The organism is Paenibacillus sp. FSL H7-0326, assembly GCF_001955535.1.
GTDB lineage: Bacteria > Bacillota > Bacilli > Paenibacillales > Paenibacillaceae > Paenibacillus > Paenibacillus shunpengii.
On the sequence record NZ_MPVN01000007.1, the window covers coordinates 1 to 16422 of the forward strand.

A 16422-nucleotide genomic window follows, 5' to 3' on the forward strand; every position below is an offset into this window, starting at 1 on the left:
TACCTGTCATAGAATGTCTAGCGCGGCGAAAAGGTAAAGGATCGAGGGAAATAAGATCCTAGAATTACTGATTTACATATTTGCCCATATACTTTGCGGGTGGTGTCAGCTTCGCTGGTACTACCCCAAATTCCGCGTTTCTCTGATCGAAATTATTTTACAATTGGGGATGTAGCAAGAGAAGCAAATGTATCTACGTCTGCCATCCGACACTGGGAGAAGGAAGGGTTGATCACTCCAGATCGACACAAGGATAGTGGATTTCGTATTTACAATGCGTCTGATATCCGAAGAGTACTGATCATTCGAACTGTGCAAAAAGCCGCCTATTCATTGAACATTGTTCGTGAGGTATTAGCGGATCTTGAGAAGAATAACATGGCCCAGGCGAAAGAAATAACACTACAGTCATTGGCCTACAATGATTACGCATTAGAAGAACAAGTACGTGGAATAGCAGCGTTACAGAATCTTCTCGATGTGGTGTCTAAATTACATTGAAGACAAGGAGAATAATTACATGGCAGAACCGTTGAAAAATATATACAATCCTGCCTTTCTAATGGAATTCGGACAAACGATACAAGCTGCTGATCCTTCCTTTCCGGCTGAAGCTTTCGTAGATAAAGTCATGAATGAGCATTGGGAGGAGCTTGCTCTGAAAGCTCGGATTCGTCATATTACTAACGTGCTCGGAGCTTTATTGCCTGAACGATATGAGGAGGCAATCGATATTTTACTTGAAGTGAACCGGCATTGCTCTGGTTTTCCTTATCTGATTCTACCAGATTATGTAGAGGTATTTGGTCAAGCCGATGAGCATTTTGAGCTGTCCATGCGAGCACTTGAGACATTTACGCAGCATTCTTCTGCTGAGTTTGCGGTAAGACCGTTTATTATTCAGCATCCTGAACGGATGATGAAGCAAATGCGAGCCTGGTCTACAAGTGAGAATGAGCATGTACGGCGGCTCGCAAGTGAAGGCTGCAGACCAAGACTGCCGTGGGGACAAGCATTGACTGAATTTAAGCGTGATCCCGCTCCAATTCTGCCTATACTGACTCAATTGAAGGCGGATCCTTCCTTATATGTTCGTAAAAGTGTGGCCAACAATCTGAATGATATTGCGAAGGATCACCCAGAGCTGGTTCTACAGATCGCGAAGGAATGGATGGGACAGAATCCGAATACGGATTGGATTGTTAGACATGCCTGCCGAGGTCTGATTAAAACGGCTGCTCCAGAAGTTATGGCGTTGTTCGGTTATTCACCCACTACGGGAGCAGAGCCAATTGCTGAAGATGCTGAGCTGATCGTTACGCCAAATCAGATCGAGATTGGAGACAATACCGAGCTTAAGTATAATCTCCTTATTCGCACAGGCGAAGCTGTGCGCATCCGTTTGGAATACGGAATCGATTTTGTGAAATCCAGCGGCAAGGTGTCACGCAAGAAGTTCCTTCTATCGGACAAAACAGTAGAAGGAGGTTCCCGGCTTACCGGCTCAAGGACCCATCGCTGGGCAGATTTGACCACACGCCGCCATTACCCCGGCCTTCACCGTATTGTACTGCTCTTGAACGGTCAGGAAATTGCGTATACGGAATTACAGCTCCAAAATGCCATAGAGGACCAGCTTTAAGTAATTTATAACAAATAATTGATGCGCCCGAGGTCCATTACTTTAGACTTCGGGCATTTTGTATTTCCCCCAAAGAAAATGACGACTTTTAAACAAGAATGCTGTAATATTAACTCACTTCATTTGGAAGCGCTATCAAAAAGAAGAGAGGAGATGAGTATTTATATGAGGAAGCTTGCCGAGAGAGTCCTTCAATCACTGCATTCTATCGTTGTTCAATTGTTTTTGCTCTTTTTTATCGGTATGGCCATACCGGTAATCATCATGGGATACCTGTCATATGAAAAATCAGCCTCCATTGTAGAGGAGCAGGTCAGCAAGGTAGCATCTCTTACGATAACGCAGCTGAGTGACAAATTGAATATGTTCTTCAAGAAAATCGACGATTCCTCCATGATGCTTCTCAACAGCAAAATTATCCACGGCATATTGGAGGATCAGGAATCCGGATTATACGAGAGCACCGCTAAGGTGAAAGAGGGAAAAGATTTGCTGACCTCCATTATGATCAACTCGCCTGAGATTCTGGATATTTATATTTTTGATATCAAAAAGCGGAATTCTGTGCTCAGCGCCGACTCCTTTATGTCGATTCCCAACCATGAGCAATCCGAGTGGTTTAAGCAGATTTTTCAGGCTAATGGAGCCTCTGTCTGGTTTGGTTTATCGGAGGAATCGTACCTCAAACAGGCGGGTATGGGCTTTCCCGTATTCGGATTTGGCCGGGCTATTCGAAGCTGGGAAACAGGTGAAATAACCGGAATTTTATTTTTTGAAATGATGGGCAATGTGCTGATTTCGGAGCTCGACAAGGTCCAGTTTGGTGACAGCGGTTATGTGGTCATCACGAATGATGAGCATCAGTATTTTTATCATCCGGACAAGACGCTCTACGGGCAAATCAGTGATCTGGAGCTCCCCGCTCAAATGAGGCAGTTTCACAGTGGAAATAAGAGCACTCTCATGATTCCTGAAAAAATGAACAACGGCTGGTATGTTCACGGCATTGTACCGCTGGAAGAACTGACAGCTGATTCCGCAAGCATTCGAAAATTTACAGTATGGATTATACTCGGTGCTCTGCTGTTTGCAATAGGAATGGGTTATTTTGTCACCTTAAAAATAGGAAATCCGCTGGTGAAGCTGAGCCGTTTGATGCGAAAAGGAGAAGAGGGCAATCTTAGTGTGCGAAGTCCGGATGTAGGAAGCAATGAAATTGGACAGCTTGGCAAGAGCTTTAACAAAATGATTGAACAGATCGATCTCCTCATTCAACAAATCGCAAGAGAGGAGCGAGAGAAGAAACTGGCGGAAATCAGGGCTCTCCGCTACCAAATTAACCCTCACTTTCTCTATAACACACTGAATTCCATCCGATGGCTGGCCAGGCTGAACCGAACGACAGAGGTCGATCACACGATAACAACACTTGTACAGCTTCTCGAAGGGAGTTTAGCCCGCGACGGTGTTTTTATAAGGCTGGGAGAGGAGCTGGATCTGCTTACTAAATATATGATCATTCAAAGTTACCGATATGATTATGAGATTCAGCTGGACATCAGCTGTCCGGATGAGCTTAGGGAAATACCGCTGCCGCGTATGCTGCTTCAGCCTATTGTAGAAAATGCTATTTTTCATGGTATTGCTCCAAAGGACAGTGGAGGCCGTATCGAGATTAAGGTTGCTTTGAACGAGGAGGATTTAACAATTCTCATTCGTGATGACGGTGTTGGAATGAGCAGTGATCGATTGGAGGAGCTGTTGAACCGGGACAGAGAACGATTTAACCAAGGGATGATGAATATCGGGGTCAGGCATGTGCATCAAACCATTCAATTGTATTACGGCGATAACTATGGCGTGCAAATGAGAAGCGGAATTGGGGCAGGAACGGAAGTGAAGATTACCTTATCCAGCCAAGGGGGAGATTTGGATGTGCAGGGTGCTGTTGGTTGATGACGAGAAAATAGCAAGAACAGGACTAAGGACGGTCTTTGATTGGAAAGGGCATGGCTATGAAGTCGTAGGTGAAGCAGCTAACGGTGCTAAGGCGATGAAATGGGTCGAGAGCAGAGACATCGATATCCTCATTACGGACATTGCAATGCCGGTTATGGATGGGCTTGAGTTAACCCGTGCAGCCAGGGAGCTGTGTCCTTGGGTTCAAGTCCTGCTGTTGAGCTGCCATAGTAACTTTATATACGTAAGGGAAGGAATCCGGCTAGGTGCTTCGGATTATATCTTGAAACCAACATTAACTGAAAGCACGCTAGTCCCTGTCCTTGATCAGCTCCGGAAAAAAATGCACCAGGAAAAACAAAACCTTCGGATACTAAACGAATATAGGAAGGAGGCCATCCTGCTGCCGTATAAAAAGAAAGAGCATCTGCTGTACAAGGCACTCTCAGAAGATATAGTTGCCTCAACAGCCTTTCATACGGAGATGACTGCAGGAGCATTTCGGATGGCTGTATTAGACACTGACTGCTCCAATATTTCGTTAGAACAGCTCAAGATGCGATGGTATGAGGTGTTTCCGAATAGCATCTTCTGTACTGCTTATTCTCATCAATGTGTAATCTATTTGCCTGAGGATACGGCGAAGATCCCTTTACTGGCCGAGTGGATAGACACGCAGCGCAGCCTCCGGGATTTCTCAAGCTCAGAACTCAATTTGACTATTGGAATAAGCAGGAAGCATCAACCTTTACAACGGATTCGTTCTGCATGGGAAGAGGCGAGAGCAGCGCTTGCTGCGACGTTTTTCACTGGACCAGGAAAGGTGCTGACTGCTGAAACAATGGAAAAGGATTACCCTGCAGATTCAGCAAATAACCAGGAATCGATATTGCAATTTGCCGACATGATCCGCTCTGGCCTGTATAGCAAAGGAGAGGAAATCCTCGAGAATATATGCAGGTGCTGGATGAGCTCAAACAGCAAGCAGCGGGTGATCACAGAGGCAGAAGGAGTGTTAAGCCTGTTTGTTCGGCAGGGAGCAAAGCACGAAATTGCTGCTCACATCAGGCAGCTTGATCGGTTTAAGCAGGTTCATGAAGTGATCGCTATTGTCAAACAGGATTATCGTGATCTTGCCGCAATGTTATCTACTGCTCTGTCTCCGGAAGAATCCATCCATGAACGAATTGTGGCCCAAGCAGTCAGTTATATAGAGACCCATTTCAGAAAAAGTATTTCACTTCAAGAAGTAGCAAGTCACGTATCCGTAAGCCGTAATTACTTTAGTGAGATGTTTAAACGCGTAACCGGGCATACCTTCATAGATTATTTGATTCATTTAAGGCTTGGGCATGCTAAACAGCTGCTGGGAAGCTCCTCGCTCAAAGTGTATGAGGTAGCAGAAATGTCCGGTTTCAATGATGTAAAGCACTTCAGCAAACAATTTAAGAAATGGGTCGGCATGTCTCCTGCTGAATATCAAGGGTTGTATCGCAAATGAATCATCGGAATTCAACACACTCTTTCGGAACATATCCCGTTCAATGGATAGTTCAACCCGATTTATAATAAAAGCGCTTACAAAAAAACGCTTACAAAAAAAGCTTTGTAGTGAAGTCATCTACATTCAGCACCTAAAATTTATGGGAGGGAAAAATGATGACAAGAAAACAGGTTAGAGGGGCGATGATTGTACTCGCGCTGCTGTTCTCCACAATTCTTCAAGCATGCAGCGGAGCAGGAAGCGAAGGATCGGACGGAGAGTCGGGGGAAAAGGTAAAGATCAAATGGGCAAGCTGGGGCAACCCGGGAGAACTCAGCCGGTATCAGGAGCTGACGAAAGAATTTAACAGCACGCATGCTGACATTGAGGCGGAATTTATTCCGATCCCCGGTGAGTACGACCAAAAAATTCTGACACAGCTTACAGGAGGAACAGCCCCGGATATCTTTTATGCCGGAGATGGACTTATCGTTAAATTGATTGAGAACAACAGTATTGAGAATCTTACACCGCTTATGGAGGCGGAAGGCAGCCTGATTAAAGAGGAGGACTACTTTCCAGGGTTATGGGGTGCAGCTCAGCGGGACGGACAAACCTATGGTGTTCCCGTAGACTGCAATCCGATGGTGCTCTGGTATAACAAAAAGGTGCTTGAGGAGGCGGGAATAACGGAACTGCCTGCAGATTTGCAGGGGCGCGGAGAATGGACATGGGACAAATTTGAGGAGATGACGACCAAGATTCGTGAGAGCAATAAATACGGATACGTATTGGATAACAGCTGGAACACTTATCATAGCTGGGTTACTTCGAACGGAGGCCAGATTTATGATGGGAATGGTCAATTTATCGGAGCAACGGATGAGCGCTCCAAGGAAGCATTTCAGTTTCTATACGATAACGTAAGAGTAAAGAATATTACGTTCTCAGGCACCCTTCCCAAAGGACAAGGCGGAGATGCGATGTTCATGTCCAACCAAGTTGGCTTTGTCGGTGCTGGGCGCTGGTACCTGCCATTGTTTAAGAAAAATGCCAGCCTGGAATATGATGTCGTGACATGGCCGACAAACACGGGCAACAAAATCGAGCCGGCAGGGATAGCCACTGCCTATCTCGTGCTTAATAAAGCCTCGAAGAACAAAGAGGCAGCCTTTCAGTTCTTCTCCGAATATCTCAACAGCGATGGTCAAAAATTCCGCCTGCAAGGCGGTGGTAATGCCGTTCCATCCGTTGAAGGGGTTGATGAAGTTGTACTTGAGGGCAACCTTCCTGAGCATGCACAGCTGTTCTTAGATGCACGTGAGGTGGGTTATGCACTTACTCCTGCTGAAGCGGGTATTCCAGGATTAACTCAGGACATCGCCTCCAAGTTCGAGGCGCTATGGCTGAAAGATCAGCCGCTGGAATCTTCTCTCATGGATATTCAGACGATGGCGAACCAGAAGATCGACGAATATAAGAGCAAGTGATATGGATCATGACCCAGCTAAGGAGGTGCCTGTATAGTGAACATGCAGCTGCCGAGACCTTCGTTACCCTCTTCATCTCCGAAGGGTGAAATGTCCTCGGGAACAACATGGACCAACAGAAGGAAAGACGGCTTATGGGGATATTTCTTTATCTTCCCGCAATTATTGGGTTTAATCTGTTTTGCCCTGATTCCGTTAGTTTCTGCCTTTGCCATCAGTATGATGAACTGGGACGGCATGGGAACGAAAGAGTTTGTCGGATTTGCCAATTTTGCTTCCCAGCTGAAGGATGAAGAATTTCGGATCGCTGTCGTCAACACGATCTACTATACGATTCTATCAGTACCGACAGGGATTGTTCTCGCAATGCTTGTTGCGGTTGGACTGAACAAGGTGAAGGGCAAGGTCTTTTATAGACTGATTTACTTTATGCCTAATATTACGATGTCCGTTGCGGTTGCTGTTGTTTTTATGTGGCTGTTCAATGCGGATTTTGGCCTGATCAATCTGTACTTACAGGAGTGGTTCGGCATACAGGGACCGCAGTGGCTGACTGATAGCAGATTTGTTATGCCTTCTATCGCTTTGCTAAGTATCTGGATGGGGCTTGGAGGAAATATGGTCCTCTTTCTGGCGGGTCTTCAAGGAATTTCGCCAACATACTATGAAGCCGCGCAGATCGACGGGGCAAGTAAATGGCAGCAGCTCAAGTACATTACGATACCACTGTTGTCGCCAACCACCTTTTTCGTAACCATTATGTCCGTTATCGGCTCATTTCAGGTCTTTGACCAGTCCTTTGTCATGACATCGGGCGGACCAGCAAAAGCCAGTTATACGATGGTTTATCATATTTATGAAATGGCATTTGTTGATTTTACTTTTGGAAAAAGCACGGCAGCGGCCGTCATTCTATTCATCGTCATCCTTACCCTTACATTGTTCCAAATGAAAATGTCGAAGCGTTGGGTGCATTATGAGGATTAGAAGGCCCATCTAATGAGAGGAGGAACCACGGATGCCGCTTAAAGGCTTCAGGATCAGTACGCTGCTGCTTCATTTTGTGTTAATCATCGGCGCCTGTATCATGGCTTTGCCTTTTGTCTGGATGCTGCTCAGCTCCTTGAAGGACTTATCCCAAATGTTTGTCGTTCCGCCGAAATGGATTCCTGATCCGTTTGTATGGACCAACTTCAGGGATTCTCTCACTGCGCTGCCCTTTGGCAGAGCTTATCTCAATAGTCTTTACATTAACGTCATTGTTGTCCTATGCCAGCTTATTACTTGTTCTATGGCAGCATATGCCTTTGCAAAAATCAAATTTCCGCTGCGGGAGCCTCTGTTCGTCATGTTTCTCGCAACGATGATGGTTCCCGGACAGGTGACCATTATTCCACTGTATTTGATGTTTAAAAATATCGGCTGGCTGGATTCCCATCTCGCCATCATCATCCCATCTGCGCTGTTGAATGCGTTTGGCGTTTTTCTACTGAGACAGTTCTTTCGCGGAATACCAAAGGACATGGAGGAGGCAGCAATAGTGGATGGCGCAGGGAGGCTGACCATCTATGCTAAAATTATGCTGCCGCTGATTAAACCGGCATTGTCTGCCTTAGGTATTTTTACTTTTCTCGGCATGTGGAACAACTTCTTTAATCCTCTTATCTTTCTAAACAGTCCAGAGAAGTTTACCGTGCCGATGATGTTGAATTTATATCGAGGGATGTATTCAACGGACTGGACGCTAATGATGGCAGGTGCATCTATTGCCCTAATTCCGGTTCTGATCGTCTATGTAATTGGGCAAAGATACATCATTGAAGGAGTAACACTTTCGGGAATCAAAGGATAGAAAATTTATTATAATCGTTTACTTCCTTGGGTAAGATCCCATCACTCTTTATAAAAATTAGCAGTGGTAAATCGACGATTGCTCAACTTCTTGCTGAGAGATTTTCGAGATCTGTTCATTATAGTCCAAGATGTCGTAATTGGGAAAGTCCTGTTTGTATCAAAAAAATCGATGAATCGAGCAGCCGTATTACTCAAAAAAAGGATGTCCAATATAGTAAAATATTGGTATAATCTGTTCATCCTAATAGATGAGGTGACTTATGGCTCTTCAAAGTAAACAAATATATGTAAATTTGCCTGTCAAGAATCTCAAAGCTTCTATCGATTTTTTCTCGGCCATCGGTTTTGCATTTAACGAGCAGTTTACTGACGAGAATGCAACGAGCATGATTATTGGTGACAACATCTATGCAATGCTGCTGTCCGAGGCACGTTTTAAGGATTTTATTGATAAACCGATAGCAGATGCTAAATCAGCAGCGCAAGTGATTGTATGCTTGTCTGCAGACAGCCGGGAGCAGGTTGACGAAATTGCTGACAAAGCGTTAGCTGCGGGTGGAAGATCATATAGTGAACCTCAGGATCATGGCTTTATGTATGGAAGAAGCTTTGAAGACTTGGATGGACATTTGTGGGAAATCATGTGGATGGATACGGCTGCAGTGGAATAATCATTTGAACTTGTACTGCCCTCTCAGAACCGCTTTTCAGCGTTGTACTCGAGAGGGCATTTTACTATTCATGATCTTTAGAGGAAGTTCGAGAAAGGAGACGATATATGAATTACAGAATAGTTGACAAAGATACATTTGACGTGGTTGGTGTCCATCGGGATTTTTCATTATGTAATGGAGAAAATATGAGGTTGATTCCGAAGCTGTGGGATGAAGTGCATGAGAACGGAGTAAACGACCATCTAATCGAATTGAATAACGGAGAAATCAAGGGAGTACTCGGTGTCTGTGTAGCACACGATGAACAACAGAGAGAAGAAAGCATGACTTACTGGATTGGTGTAGATTATGTAGGGGAAGCGCCTGATCAATTCTCAAGACTAAGCATTCCAGCTGCAAAATGGGCGGTATTTGAGGTGCGTGGTCCCATGCCAGATGCGATGCAAAAGGTCTGGACACAGATTTATGGGGAATGGCTTCCTTCCAGCGGTTATGTACAGTCAGGCTCAATACAGTTCGAGTATTATACAGATCAAGATCCGTACAGCCTGGATTGTTATTCAGAAATTTGGATTCCGGTTGAGTAATCGCAGCAGCGCTAGTAATTAATCTCTCTACTAAGTGGAGGTACGATTTAGATTGACCATTATAATTAGGAGCGCTGCTGCTCCTTTTTATACTTAAATCTTCTTCATATGGAGATGGGCAAACGGACATTTACCCGTAGCTGGCTGTTCATCGTCGCTCAGAAAATATTGCTTCCATTCAAAATTGTCCTCACTGCCATAGAAGTTCAAATCTGGGTGAACACCGGTTTCATCATATTCGGTAATTCTTTCCCTGATCTTCTTCTTAATTTGAGCAGCGGCCGATATGTTCTTGTTGAATTCGGTAAGTACCCAGCGAGGGGTAATGGCGAAGATAAAGTAAGGGAAGTGCCGGCTTTGCCTTCGCTGATGAGCGGGAGTTGCACAATACATAAAATATTGCTCATCACCATAGCAATATTCCCACACGTTATGATCCGGGTCTTGCGGAATATGCTCCGGCCACGGCTGTTCATCCCGCGCGCTCGTTTTACTGAGCACATCCCAGAACAGACGCTGATAATCTTCTACCTGGTATTGCTCAACGAGGTCCACCGGGGTTTCGAAAATAGCAATGAGAGAAGTATAGCTGCCGATTTCTTTTGACTGCTCTCCATAAGCAGCAAGGCTCTTTGCCAATTGCTCCGAAGCTTGTGGTGTTCTGGGATCACTAAGAAATACATAGCGGAAATGATTCAATTTATATCCAATGGTTGCAGGGATGCAGGGGAATTTGTGGTCGGTATCCGACATTTTCGCAGAGAAAAAACGATAAGCTTCTTCCATCCAGCCACCTGGTGATGCGTGCTCTAAATTTACTTTATCAAACATCAGCATTGATCTCGGCCTCCTTATGTTGCTATTACTGTATTAAAGGAGGCCCTAATGTGTGTATTAGTCTATACATTACGCTCTTAGTATGCTGCTGAGATGAGCTGTAATGATGGCTGTGATCTCATCTCTTGTTAACAATTCAGGAAATGTCGTGTGGTGCACGACAAGCCCGTCCACAAGTGCGTGAAGCCGTTTGGCTTCAACTTCTACGATTGTCCCTTCTTTCGTCAAGTTGTTAGTTTCGAGCAGCTCAATCATTCGTTGAAAACCAACATACAATTCCTGATGAACATTTCTTAATATCATTCGCATACTTTCATTGGACACGGCTTCACCGGCAAAAACGAGCCACACCTCGGACTCTAACACCTGGTCCTCATCCATCGGTGTAATTTCACGGATAATGAGCTCAACATCTTTCCGTGGGTTTCCAGTAAACTGGATTTTTTGGATGCGCTGATTAACCCTTATAGATATGAGCTGCATAGCGAAGGACAATAATTCCTCCTGTGAATCAAAATAATGTCTTAAGGACCCAAGAGAAATACCCAGTTCATCCGCAATTCGGCGGACCGATACACCTCTGATGCCATCTTGACGGATAACTTTCCAAGCCGCTTTTGCAATTTCTTCTTTTCGTTTTTGGTGATTTACGATTTTTGGCATGTTTTTATAATAAACCAACACGTTATTTAATACAATTGTGCTATAATGATTTAAAAATACAATTGTATTAAAAAAGGAGCGGTTTTCTTGCTGGTGGGTCTTATCATTGCTTGTGAAATCTTATTCTGGGTTCTGGTGTTTTCTGGATTGGCATGCCGTTATCTGTGGAAGCAAACCAAGCTGAGCAATCTACTGCTTCTACTAACACCGCTTGTAGACCTTGTGCTGCTTGCAGCCACAATTGTGAGTCTTCGAGGAGGAGCTGAAGCAACCTTGGCGCATGCACTGGCCGCTGTCTATATCGGTGTATCCATTGGATATGGGCATCGAATGATCTCCACAGCAGACACTTGGTTTTCCTTCAGGTTTGCGGGAGGACCTAAGCCGCGTAAAAAATTCGGAAAAGAACATGCTCGTCACGAAAGATCCGGTTGGCTTTTTCATGCGCTTTCGTGGGCGATTGGATGTGCATTATTATACGGGATGGTACTGATAGTAGGGGATGCAAGCCAGACGGAAGCCCTTGTCCAGACAATACGAATCTGGTCGATCATACTCGTCATTGATTTTATTATTAGCTTCAGCTATACCTTGTGGCCAAGGCATGAGAAAAAAATAAGCGTGTAGGTCTTGGAGAATCATTCAAAGAAGGAACCGTTACCGAAGTCCGGTCGGTTCCTTTTTGATGCCCCCATTTTAACGGGCACGTGATTCAGATAGTTTAAATTGGCTGACCATTTGATCGAGCAGAAGGGTGGTGATTTCTACATTTTGGGAAGTGTGTCGTACATTCTTAATTTCGTGAATCAGTTCCATAACTTTGGATTCAACCTCTGTTGATATCGCTCGATTTTCAATACTGGTGCCAGCGATTTTCTCCATCAGCATCACAACTTCGTCTACGACTTGCGTCTTGCGGGCATTTTCAATAGAAGCTGCTGATAATAGCTCTATGGCGGCGGATACTAGCTCATTCCCTTCATGAACAACTTGGCTTCCTTCATCCATGAATTTGTAGGCTTGAACGGCGTCGTCACGTATGTCTTTAATGATCTGATGCACTTCTGCAGTTGATTCATTGGTCATCTCGGAAAGTTTACGGATCTCAGAAGCCACTACGGCAAAACCTCGACCATGCTCTCCGACTCTGGCTGCTTCAATGGAAGCATTTAAGGCAAGTAGCTGCGTCTGCTCAGAAATCTCCTCAATCGCTCTTACTACACTGCGAATTTGCTCGGTAGTATGCATAAATGTTCGGATTGATTGGTTGGTATCTTCCACTTTTTCATGAATCTGCTGCATTTTATCCCCGATTCTTTCGACCTCAGATTGCGCGATGGCGATTTCCTTGGATGCGTCCAGTTCGATCTTCTGAAGCTGGGTACGCATTTGACCTGTCACTTCCTTAGCCACATCAATGTCGCGAAGCTGGTCAAGTGTGTGCTGAATCATGTTTTGAACATTTTGATTCACTCGCTGGGTGGAGCCTGCTGTTATCCTTGTTGATTCATTTAACGTATGCTGGCTGGATAATACATCTGCCGCCGCTGTTTTTACTCTTAGCATGATGCCTTCAAGGGAATCAATCATATTGTTAATCCATTTGGCTAGCTCACGGGTTTCATCGTTTCCAAACTCATTTGGTTTCAGACGCTGAGTTAAATCTCCTTTACCTTCTGCATTTATTCGTATGAATCGGGTAATATCTCTTAGTCCTGCGACAACTTTCGTAGTTTCTTTTTTATGTACGAATGTGAAGATCGTGAGGATAGAGAGCAGCTGAATGACTCCGGCAAGAAGAGCTCCCATCCAAATCGAAGAATAGGTTGCTAAAAAATACGTAATGGCGCCGGTTATTATCGAACCCATAACTGCTAACAATCCTTGTTGTTTTAATTGATTGTATCCTATACTCCGTATCCGATAGACTTCCTCTAAATCGCCTTCGCACATCATCCCCCAAGTATCGGGGCAATGAGGAAGTCGAAAGGTAACCCCTTTGCCTATGACGGGGATATGGCGATAGTCTGAGTAACCTGGAAATTCCACAAATAAGTTACTGCCATAACGAATGGTATTCGCGACACCGGGGTGAAGCTCGTTCGTAGACGGATCGGTGAACATTAACTCAAGTTCCGTATGTTCCTTTACTGATACCGTTCCCCAGTCGGTGGTTATGCCGTCTTTCAGATTTTCACCATGGGTGAAGGTATGATCTTCAAACCTGCTTCGAGAGAGAGCTGTTCCAGGAAGGATATGCGTATTAAGCTCAGGTTCCGCCATAAAAATATAATTATCACCCGAATCCGGATAGATATGTCCTGATTCTCTTTGAATCAAATCACCGATCACGTCATTGGGGATTCTTGCGCAGAGAGAGCCCATGTAATGATCATCCTGCCATATCGGTTCAATGAACAATAGAGTCATCTGATCATGGAAAGTGGAAGAGCGAGGTCCGATTTGTAGAGTGAGCGGATCTCGATAAGGTCCGAATAGACATTTCCTGCCTTGATGATCAGAAGAGGATACGTATGAGATCCCTTCCCATAAAGCATGGGCTTCCGAATATTTCGCAGCAATATGCGATTCGTAAGTGGAGTATATCACCTGATGATCACTATCTAGTAGAAAAAGCTCAGTTATGTCCGTTTCCCGGCCGCAGGTCTGAGCAAACAATTGGCTCCGATAGCTCATCTGATCGTTGTCAAAGAGTGAAGACTCGCCTGCCACAGATTTCAATTGCGTAAGCAGCTGCTCTAGATGGCGCCAATAATCCTCCGTCCAAGATATCAGAATGTTCATTCTTGTCTCTGCGATTCCTTCAAAGATTTCCTCTACATCTTTCTTAAGATTTTTGTTTAATTGGTATGAACGCCATAGCGGCAACCCTTTTTTGAATCCTATCCAATCAAACATAGATCCACCCCCCACTTTTTCTCTTTGGATTTTTTAATCAATATAATACCATATACCTATAATAAATAGGTGGTTATTCCAAAATATTTAAAACTTTATACCTGGTTCATATGAACTACGAAATAGCCTGTTGAATTAATCTTAACCGATAGAACAAGAACGTATGTGCTATAATTACAGAGTGAGTGACTTGAGTAGAAATACGTGAAATGAAGAGGAGTATAAGAATACCCATGAATAATCTATTAAAGAAACAACTGCTTGCCTTATCCGATCAGAAATATCAGCAGTTTACAGCACGGCTTATACCCAATATTACGAACCTGCTCGGGGTCAGGCATCCTGAGCTGCATAAGCTGGCCAAGACGATTGCCAAGGGGGATTGGCGTACATATCTGAACCAGGCAGAAGACGAGTATTTTGAAGAGGTGATGCTTCAAGCGATGGTCCTTGGCTACGTCAAGACTGATATTGACGAATTGCTGGAATATGTAGCTGCTTTTATACCCAAGATCACGAATTGGTCTATCTGTGACAGCTTTTGCAGCGGACTGAAGATAACGAAGAAGAACAAAGCGCGGGTGTGGGAGTTCGTTACCCCTTATCTGTCATCTGAGGATACCTATCATGTCCGCTTTGGTGTCGTGATGCTTCTCACTTACTTTGTTGATGAAGAATACATTGAACAGGTGCTGCAGAAGCTCGACACCATACACAGCGAGGAATATTATGTTCAGATGGCTGTTGCTTGGGCTATATCGATCTGTTATATCAAAATGCCGGAGCAAAGCACGAAATATCTGTTAGAGAGCTCACTAGATAAGTTCACTTATAACAAGGCTCTGCAAAAAATAACCGAATCTTATCAAGTTAGTGCGGAGCAGAAAGAGCTGATTCGCACTATGAGAAGAAAATGATAGAAGAAGACTTGTTAATGATATTTTCAATGCGTTTGAGAGCTAAGACGAACCGGGTAAATGTTTAACAGACTGGTGGTGGTCTGCTCCTTGGAGGGAGCAGGTGGATGCCGAAAAGTAGGTGCTTAGCATGAATACGATAATGTGGATCATTCTAATAGCTATAGCTGTGATCTGTGGCTTCATCATCCTTTCATCGATTTTACGATTGAGAGCCCATAAGACTCCGGGGAAGATGGTAACGACAATTCATGGCAATCCGTCTACAAGCAGGGCGTTTACCTGGCACAGTCGTAATCCGAATAGCCGTGCTCAGCTGCAAATCACAAAGGGGAGTGAGAGAGACTTTGAACACAGCTCTGTTGCAGGATATGAAGCTGACCATTCCGTGATCAGACTAGAGGGTCAGGAGATTGCTGTTCATCGAGTGGTGACAGCAGGTCTCAAGCCGAGCACAATGTATAGCTATCGGGTAAGAGACAGCAATGAGGAAGATTGGAGCGAACCCCATACTTTTACGACGGCAGCAGAAGAGATATCAGAGGTATCATTCATTTATGTGACGGATTCCCAGGCGGATAAAGTGAATGAATTTCGTCTATGGGAGAATACGATGAAGCAGGCATTTGCCCGATTTGCAAATCCTGACTTCGTTGTGCACGCCGGAGATTTGGTTGAAACAGCAGCGAAGAAGAGCGCATGGAGCCATTTTTTTAATGCCAGCATGTTCTGGATTGGAAAGACGCCCATTGTTCCAGTCGTTGGTAATAATGATATTAAAGACATCGGAGCAGCCCGTTATGCTTCCTATTTCCATCTTCCTGAGAATGGAGCTGAAGCGCTGAAGGGAACACAGACGAATTATTCCTTTGACTACGGTTGCTTACATATTGCAGTACTGAATACGGAGATGTGTATTAAGCAGCAAACGAAATGGCTCGAAGCCGATCTGTCAGGAACTCATTGTGAATGGAAGATCGTGGTGATGCATCGACCCATCTATGGCGGCACGATTACGAAAAAGCTGATGGATTGGTCTCGCATTATCGACAAATATAAGGTGGATCTGGTGCTCCAGGGTCACAATCATGTGTACTCACGTTCACATCCTGTGAAGAATGGAAGGGTCACCGGGGATGGAAGCGATACAGTGCGAGATCACGAAGGTACCATCTATGTCGTAGTCAATGCCAGCGGACCCAAATTCAACAAGCTGAAAGAGGATCAGTTCTATCATAAGCTGCATTTTCAGAATAATAAGCAAATCTATGCCGGGATTTCGATCTCGGGGAAAATGCTGACGTATCAAGCCTATGACGTGGACGGTCAACTGCTGGATCAATTTACAATTCTACATTGAGAGAGATATAGGCTCGCCTCTTACTCAAACATGGAGT

The 16422-nt window shown here is 44.5% G+C and carries 15 protein-coding genes; 12 read left to right on the forward strand and 3 right to left on the reverse strand.

The window, feature by feature from the left end; translation table 11 throughout:
* The first annotated feature begins 102 nt into the window (after window positions 1-102).
* The 9 genes from BK126_RS24725 (at window position 103) to BK126_RS24765 (ending at window position 9689) form a co-directional block, all read left to right on the forward strand.
* Window positions 103-501, forward strand: a complete 399-nt coding sequence (locus BK126_RS24725; protein ID WP_076315173.1) for a MerR family transcriptional regulator — start codon at window positions 103-105, stop codon at window positions 499-501.
* A gap of 19 nt (window positions 502-520) precedes the next feature.
* Window positions 521-1642, forward strand: coding sequence for a DNA alkylation repair protein (locus BK126_RS24730; protein ID WP_076315174.1), 1122 nt, complete (start codon window positions 521-523; stop codon window positions 1640-1642).
* A gap of 165 nt (window positions 1643-1807) precedes the next feature.
* On the forward strand, window positions 1808-3598 hold the full coding sequence (locus BK126_RS24735; RefSeq protein WP_076315175.1) for a cache domain-containing sensor histidine kinase: 1791 nt from the start codon (window positions 1808-1810) through the stop codon (window positions 3596-3598).
* Window positions 3576-5102 carry a response regulator gene (locus BK126_RS24740; protein ID WP_076315176.1) on the forward strand — a complete coding sequence of 509 codons (1527 nt, stop codon included), beginning with the start codon at window positions 3576-3578 and terminating at the stop codon, window positions 5100-5102. Before BK126_RS24735 ends, BK126_RS24740 begins: the two co-directional genes overlap by 23 nt.
* A 158-nt stretch (window positions 5103-5260) precedes the next feature.
* A complete protein-coding gene (locus BK126_RS24745) occupies window positions 5261-6574 on the forward strand; it encodes an ABC transporter substrate-binding protein (RefSeq protein WP_076315177.1) in 1314 nt (437 codons plus the stop codon).
* A 90-nt stretch (window positions 6575-6664) separates the two neighbouring features.
* Window positions 6665-7561 (forward strand): carbohydrate ABC transporter permease, encoded by an 897-nt coding sequence (locus BK126_RS24750; RefSeq protein ID WP_047911968.1) that lies wholly within the window; start codon window positions 6665-6667, stop codon window positions 7559-7561.
* Between the two features lie 31 nt (window positions 7562-7592).
* Window positions 7593-8426 (forward strand): carbohydrate ABC transporter permease, encoded by an 834-nt coding sequence (locus BK126_RS24755; RefSeq protein WP_076315178.1) that lies wholly within the window; start codon window positions 7593-7595, stop codon window positions 8424-8426.
* Window positions 8427-8688: 262 nt separating this feature from the next.
* Window positions 8689-9099 carry a VOC family protein gene (locus BK126_RS24760; protein WP_076315179.1) on the forward strand — a complete coding sequence of 137 codons (411 nt, stop codon included), beginning with the start codon at window positions 8689-8691 and terminating at the stop codon, window positions 9097-9099.
* Window positions 9100-9206: 107 nt separating this feature from the next.
* Window positions 9207-9689 carry a GyrI-like domain-containing protein gene (locus BK126_RS24765; RefSeq protein WP_076315180.1) on the forward strand — a complete coding sequence of 161 codons (483 nt, stop codon included), beginning with the start codon at window positions 9207-9209 and terminating at the stop codon, window positions 9687-9689.
* 93 nt (window positions 9690-9782) lie between these two features.
* On the opposite strand, the gene BK126_RS24770 is transcribed toward BK126_RS24765, so the two are convergent.
* Complete coding sequence (locus BK126_RS24770) at window positions 9783-10526, reverse strand: YqcI/YcgG family protein (RefSeq protein WP_076315181.1); 744 nt, start codon at window positions 10524-10526, stop codon at window positions 9783-9785.
* Between the two features lie 69 nt (window positions 10527-10595).
* Window positions 10596-11189, reverse strand: coding sequence for a TetR/AcrR family transcriptional regulator (locus tag BK126_RS24775; RefSeq protein ID WP_076315182.1), 594 nt, complete (start codon window positions 11187-11189; stop codon window positions 10596-10598).
* Between the two features lie 93 nt (window positions 11190-11282).
* Between BK126_RS24775 and BK126_RS24780 the strand changes: the two genes are divergently transcribed.
* On the forward strand, window positions 11283-11816 hold the full coding sequence (locus tag BK126_RS24780; protein WP_305954059.1) for a hypothetical protein: 534 nt from the start codon (window positions 11283-11285) through the stop codon (window positions 11814-11816).
* Window positions 11817-11885: 69 nt separating this feature from the next.
* On the opposite strand, the gene BK126_RS24785 is transcribed toward BK126_RS24780, so the two are convergent.
* Window positions 11886-14108: a methyl-accepting chemotaxis protein gene (locus BK126_RS24785; RefSeq protein ID WP_076315184.1), complete on the reverse strand. Its 2223-nt coding sequence runs from the start codon at window positions 14106-14108 to the stop codon at window positions 11886-11888.
* A gap of 233 nt (window positions 14109-14341) precedes the next feature.
* Between BK126_RS24785 and BK126_RS24790 the strand changes: the two genes are divergently transcribed.
* Together BK126_RS24790 and BK126_RS24795 are read left to right on the forward strand one after the other, a co-directional pair.
* Complete coding sequence (locus BK126_RS24790) at window positions 14342-15025, forward strand: DNA alkylation repair protein (protein ID WP_076315185.1); 684 nt, start codon at window positions 14342-14344, stop codon at window positions 15023-15025.
* A 130-nt stretch (window positions 15026-15155) separates the two neighbouring features.
* Window positions 15156-16385 (forward strand): purple acid phosphatase family protein, encoded by a 1230-nt coding sequence (locus tag BK126_RS24795; protein ID WP_076315186.1) that lies wholly within the window; start codon window positions 15156-15158, stop codon window positions 16383-16385.
* Window positions 16386-16422 lie beyond the last annotated feature (37 nt).